3 protein-coding genes and 1 pseudogene are annotated in these 4779 nt (G+C 65.3%); 2 read left to right on the top strand and 2 right to left on the bottom strand.

Annotation, left to right across the window (positions count from 1 at the left end):
* Nucleotides 1-344, bottom strand: a pseudogene (locus EOD07_RS22920) (flagellar biosynthetic protein FliO); the annotation flags it as partial.
* A 208-nt stretch (nt 345-552) separates the two neighbouring features.
* Here EOD07_RS22920 and EOD07_RS22915 point away from each other — a divergent pair.
* The gene (locus EOD07_RS22915) at nt 553-3135 is read left to right on the top strand and encodes a PAS domain-containing sensor histidine kinase (RefSeq protein WP_041000674.1); all 2583 of its coding nucleotides are present in this window, start codon (nt 553-555) and stop codon (nt 3133-3135) included.
* Nucleotides 3136-3243: 108 nt separating this feature from the next.
* The gene (locus EOD07_RS22910; RefSeq protein ID WP_127237082.1) at nt 3244-3951 is read left to right on the top strand and encodes a DeoD-type purine-nucleoside phosphorylase; all 708 of its coding nucleotides are present in this window, start codon (nt 3244-3246) and stop codon (nt 3949-3951) included.
* Nucleotides 3952-3954: 3 nt separating this feature from the next.
* On the opposite strand, the gene EOD07_RS22905 is transcribed toward EOD07_RS22910, so the two are convergent.
* Nucleotides 3955-4779, bottom strand: an 825-nt coding sequence (locus EOD07_RS22905) for a cytochrome c (RefSeq protein ID WP_127237081.1), incomplete at its 5' end; no start/stop codon positions are given.

Below are 4779 nucleotides of genomic sequence, written 5' to 3'. Positions count from 1 at the left end.
GTCTGCTGCTGGCCGCTGTCGCCAGTCAGCGCCGGGCGGCGAGGCGCCGCGAGCCGGATATCGCGTTCGACCACGACATCGGTCGGTCCGCCGATCAGGATCAGGTGCTCGATGTCGTCGCGGCGCACGAGCACCAGGCGGCGATGGCTGTCGACGGCAGTGGCGTCCATGACCGCAAGGCGCGTCTTGCGGTTCCTGCCGCCGGCCACGAAGGTGCCGAAAGTCAGGTTGCGAACGACCTTGATGACGAGCAGGACGACGACAAGCAAAATGAGCGCCGCGAACGTCCACAGGATTGCAGCGACGTAACCCGGACCCGCCACGCTATCCAGCCACTGCAGCATCGGTGCACCCAATCGCCTTTTCGAGTGAGGCGACACTAGACCGCGGCGGCGGCCGGCCGCAAGTTCACATCACCGATCGTGAACAGTTTGAAACATGAATCGTTGATTTTATCGGACATTTGCCGCCGGGGCCTTTTCCGTTACAGGAGAATGTGATTCAACCGACCGTCCGCGCCCATCGGACACCGGAATCACGAGCAGGGGGAACATGGCCAAGGAAGCGCGCGGCGATTTCTATCCGGTACCGATCGTCGACCAGAACACGCGTCCGGGCGCCGTCACCAGGCTCATCGTCTTCATCGTCGTCCTGACCGGCGCCGCGATCGTCTTCGGGCTTTTCCGCGAGCGGCTCGGCGATCCATTCCTGCTCGGCATGCTCGGCGTGCTCGCCATGATCGGCGTCGGCTTCCTGTTCGCGACCGCGATCGGCTTCGTGCAGATCGCGCCGCGGTCGACCGGCGACGAACTGTCGAAAGCCTTCGTCGACTCCATGTCGCAGGGGCTGCTGGTCACCGACACCAAGGGTCGGGTCGTCTACGCCAACCGCGCCTATGCCGACATGACGGGCGCCGCCTCGGCCGCCGACCTCAAGACCGTCGAGGGGCTGTTGTCGGATGTCCCCGAGGCCTCGATGACGATCTACCGGCTGGCGTCGGGCCTGCGCGACGGTCAGGCGGGCGACGGTGAGTTCCGGCTGGCGCAGTCGATCAAGCCAGGCGCCGAGCCCGGCGCGCGCTGGTATCGGGCGCGCGCCCGCGCCTTCAGCATGCCCGGGCAAAGGCTGCCGATGCTGGCCTGGCAGCTCGCCGACATCTCGCAGGAGCGGGCGGAGCAGGAACGTTTCTTCCTCGACCTGCAGAAAGCCATCGACCATCTCGACCATGCGCCGGCGGGGTTCTTCTCGGCCGATCAGGAAGGCCGCGTCACCTATATCAACGCCACGCTCGCCGAATGGCTCGGCATCGACCTCGCCTCCTTCACGCCCGGCGCCATCACGCTGCCGGAAATCATCGCCGGCGACGGCATGGCGCTTGTGCGTTCGGTCAAGGCCGACCCGGGCACGACGCGCAACGCCGTCATCGACCTCGATCTCACCACCATGAGCGGCCAGGCGCTGCCAGTGCGCTTCATGCACCGGGTTTCGGCAAGCCGCGAAGGCTTGAACGGCCCGACCCGCACGATCGTGCTCAACCGCACCCAGGGCGAGGACGCTTCCGCGGAACTCAGGGCCTCCGAGGTTCGCTTCACTCGCTTTTTCAACTCGACGCCGATGGCCATTGCCGGCGTCGATGCGAGCGGTCGCATCCTGCGCACCAACGCGCCATTCCTGCAGCTGTTTTCATCCGTGGTCGACCGCGACGCCGTCGACCGGCGAGTTCGCTTCGAGACCATCGTTCACGAACGCGACAGGCCGGCCTTTGCCGCCGCGTTCGAGAAGGCCCGGCAGCGGCAGGCCAATATCGAGCCGATCGACTCCGTGCTGCCCGGCAATGAGGAGCGCCATATCCGCTTCTACGTCAACGCCGTGGCCGACAGCGCGGGCGGCGAAGGCGCCGAGGAATCGGCCATCGTCTATGCGGTCGAGACCACCGAGCAGAAGGCGCTCGAGGGCCAGATGGCGCAGAGCCAGAAGATGCAGGCGGTCGGGCAGCTCGCCGGCGGTATCGCGCACGACTTCAACAATGTGCTGACCGCCATCATCATGGCGTCCGACCTTCTCTTGACCAACCACCGGCCGTCGGACCCGTCCTTCCCCGACATCATGAACATCAAGCAGAACGCCAACCGGGCGGCCTCGCTCGTGCGGCAATTGCTGGCCTTCTCGCGCAAGCAGACGCTGCGGCCGGAGGTGCTCAACCTGACCGACGTTCTGGCCGACCTCAGGATGCTGCTGGCTCGCCTTGTCGGCAACGATATTAAGCTCAAGATCGACCACGGCCGCGACCTCTGGCCGGTCAAGGTCGATATCGGTCAGTTCGAGCAGGTGGTGGTCAATCTCGCCGTCAATGCGCGTGACGCCATGCCGAGCGGCGGCGACCTCACTGTGCGCACCCGCAACATCACGGCGGAAGAGTGCAGATCCTTCGCCTATCGCGAGCTGACGCCGGCCGACTATGTGCTCGTCGACGTCGAGGATACCGGCAGCGGCATCGCGCCCGACGTGCTGAAGAAGATCTTCGAGCCGTTCTTCACGACCAAGGAAGTGGGCAAAGGCACCGGCCTCGGCCTGTCCATGGTCTACGGCATCATCAAGCAGACCGGGGGCTTCATCTTCTGCGATTCCGAAGTCGGTAAGGGCACGGTGTTCCGCATCTTCCTGCCGCGCCACATCGCCGAGGTGAAGAAGCAGGCCGAACCCGGCGAAGCGCCGGCCGCAGCGACAGTCCCGGCGAAGCCGGCCGACACCGCGAAAGACCTTTCCGGCTCGGCCACGGTGCTTCTGGTCGAGGACGAGGACGCGGTGCGCATGGGCGGCGTGCGGGCGCTGACCTCGCGCGGCTATACCGTGCACGAGGCGTCGTCCGGCGTCGAGGCGCTGGAAGTGTTCGAGGCGCTCGGCGGCAAGGTCGACATCGTCGTGTCGGACGTGGTGATGCCGGAGATGGACGGACCGACATTGCTCGGCGAGCTGCGCAAGCGTCAGCCGGACATCAAGTTCGTGTTCGTTTCGGGCTATGCCGAGGACGCCTTTGCGAAGAACCTGCCGGCCGACGCGCATTTCGGCTTCCTGCCGAAGCCGTTCTCGCTCAAGCAGCTCGCGACGATCGTCAAGGACGTTCTGGAATCGTAGGGCGTTTCAGCGCTTTGTTGCAATTGCTTTAAGTAAGCCAGCGCTTGCGCATTGCGGCCACCCTGTCATGATGGCGGCCGGATGGGTCCATCATGGGGGTGGTAGAGCGTGACGCCGCATATCGAGGCGGGCCGGGGGGACTATGCCGAAACGGTGCTGTTGCCGGGTGATCCCGAGCGCGCGCAGTGGATGGCGGAGAGGTTTCTCGAAGCGCCCCGCTGCGTGAATCGCCGAAGAGGCGCACTGGGTTTCACCGGCCGGTTCCGCGGCAAACCGGTCAGTATCCAGACGACCGGCATCGGCGTCTCGTCCTTCCTGATCTACGCCCACGAACTGCTCGATTATCATGGCGTGAAGACGCTGATACGCACCGGCACATGCGGCGGCTTGTCGGAAGAGGTGCCCCTGCGCGGCGTCGTCATCTCCAGCCAGGTGCGGGCCGAGGGAGCAATCAGCGGGCAGGTGTTCGGGCTGTACCAGCCGGCGGGACCGGACCCGGCGCTGCATGCGCTGGCGCTGCGACGCGCGGCCGATCTAGGCATCGCCTGCAGCGCTGGACTGACGATCTGCAGCGACGTGTTCCACCATCCTGACGGCCGGGCGCGGTTCGACGAGCCGAGGGCGCTCGGAGCGCTTGCCGTCGATATGGAGACCAGCGCGCTCTACCGGATCGCGGCGCAGTTCGGCGCGCGGGCGCTGTCGCTGCTCACCGTGGTCGATCATATCGTCACCGGCGAGCTGACCGATTATTCGGAGCGTCAGGCTCTCTTCACCGATATGACCCGGCTGGCGCTCGAAGTCGCGGCCGAGAGCTGAGCGCTACTGCATCAACTCCTTGCGAACCGAAGCTACGTCATCCGCCGAGACCACAGGGGCCGCATTGCCCCAACTGTTGCGTATATAAGTCAGCACGTCAGCGATCTCTCGATCCTTCAATCGCCATGCGAGCGAGGGCATTGCCGGGGATGTCGGCGCATGCGTCGTGTGTACGGCCTGGCTACCGGCCAGCACCAGGCGAGAAAGCGTCTCGGAACTGCCCTGCGCGACGAGTGCGTTGCCGGCAAGCGACGGGAAGAGCGCCCCGGCGCCAGCCCCATCGCCGCCATGGCAGGCCGAGCAATTGTCGCGGTAGATCGCTTCGCCGGTGACCATTCTTGCCTGGTCGGGCTTCGCCGGTTGGGAGGCGCCGGTGTCCGATCCCAGGCTCTTCAGGTAGACGGCGACGGCCTTGAGATCGGCATCGGTCATCTTTGACGTGGAGTTCTCGACCGCCTCTGCCATCGGACCCGATGCGATCGAATGCGCGTTGACGCCGGTCTTGAGGTACTGGATCAGATCGTCTTCGGACCATTTCCCCAGACCCGACTGCGCATTGTTGGTGATGTCCGGCGCGAACCAGCCCTGAAGCGACGCGCCCTGCAGGAAGACGCTGTCCTTGTCGGCGCCGAGGAAGGATTTCGGCGTGTGGCAGGTGCCGCAATGACCTGGCCCCTGGACGATATAGGCGCCGCGGTTCCATTCCGCCGACTTGGACGGGTCCGGCGTGAAAGCCGTCTCGCTGAAGTTGAGCAGGTTCCAGCCCCACATCGACAGGCGGATGTTGAGCGGGAACGGCAACTGGTTGGCCTCGACCTTGTTCGAGAC

It is taken from the genome of Mesorhizobium sp. M2C.T.Ca.TU.002.02.1.1 (assembly GCF_003997225.1).
The sequence above is the reverse complement of the archived record's forward strand: the minus strand, read 5'-3'. Positions and strand labels throughout refer to the sequence as shown.

Excerpts from the sequence above, each read along its gene's own strand:
- EOD07_RS22915 (WP_041000674.1), top strand. The coding sequence starts at position 553 with ATGGCCAAGGAAGCGCGCGGCGATTTCTATCCGGTACCGATCGTCGAC.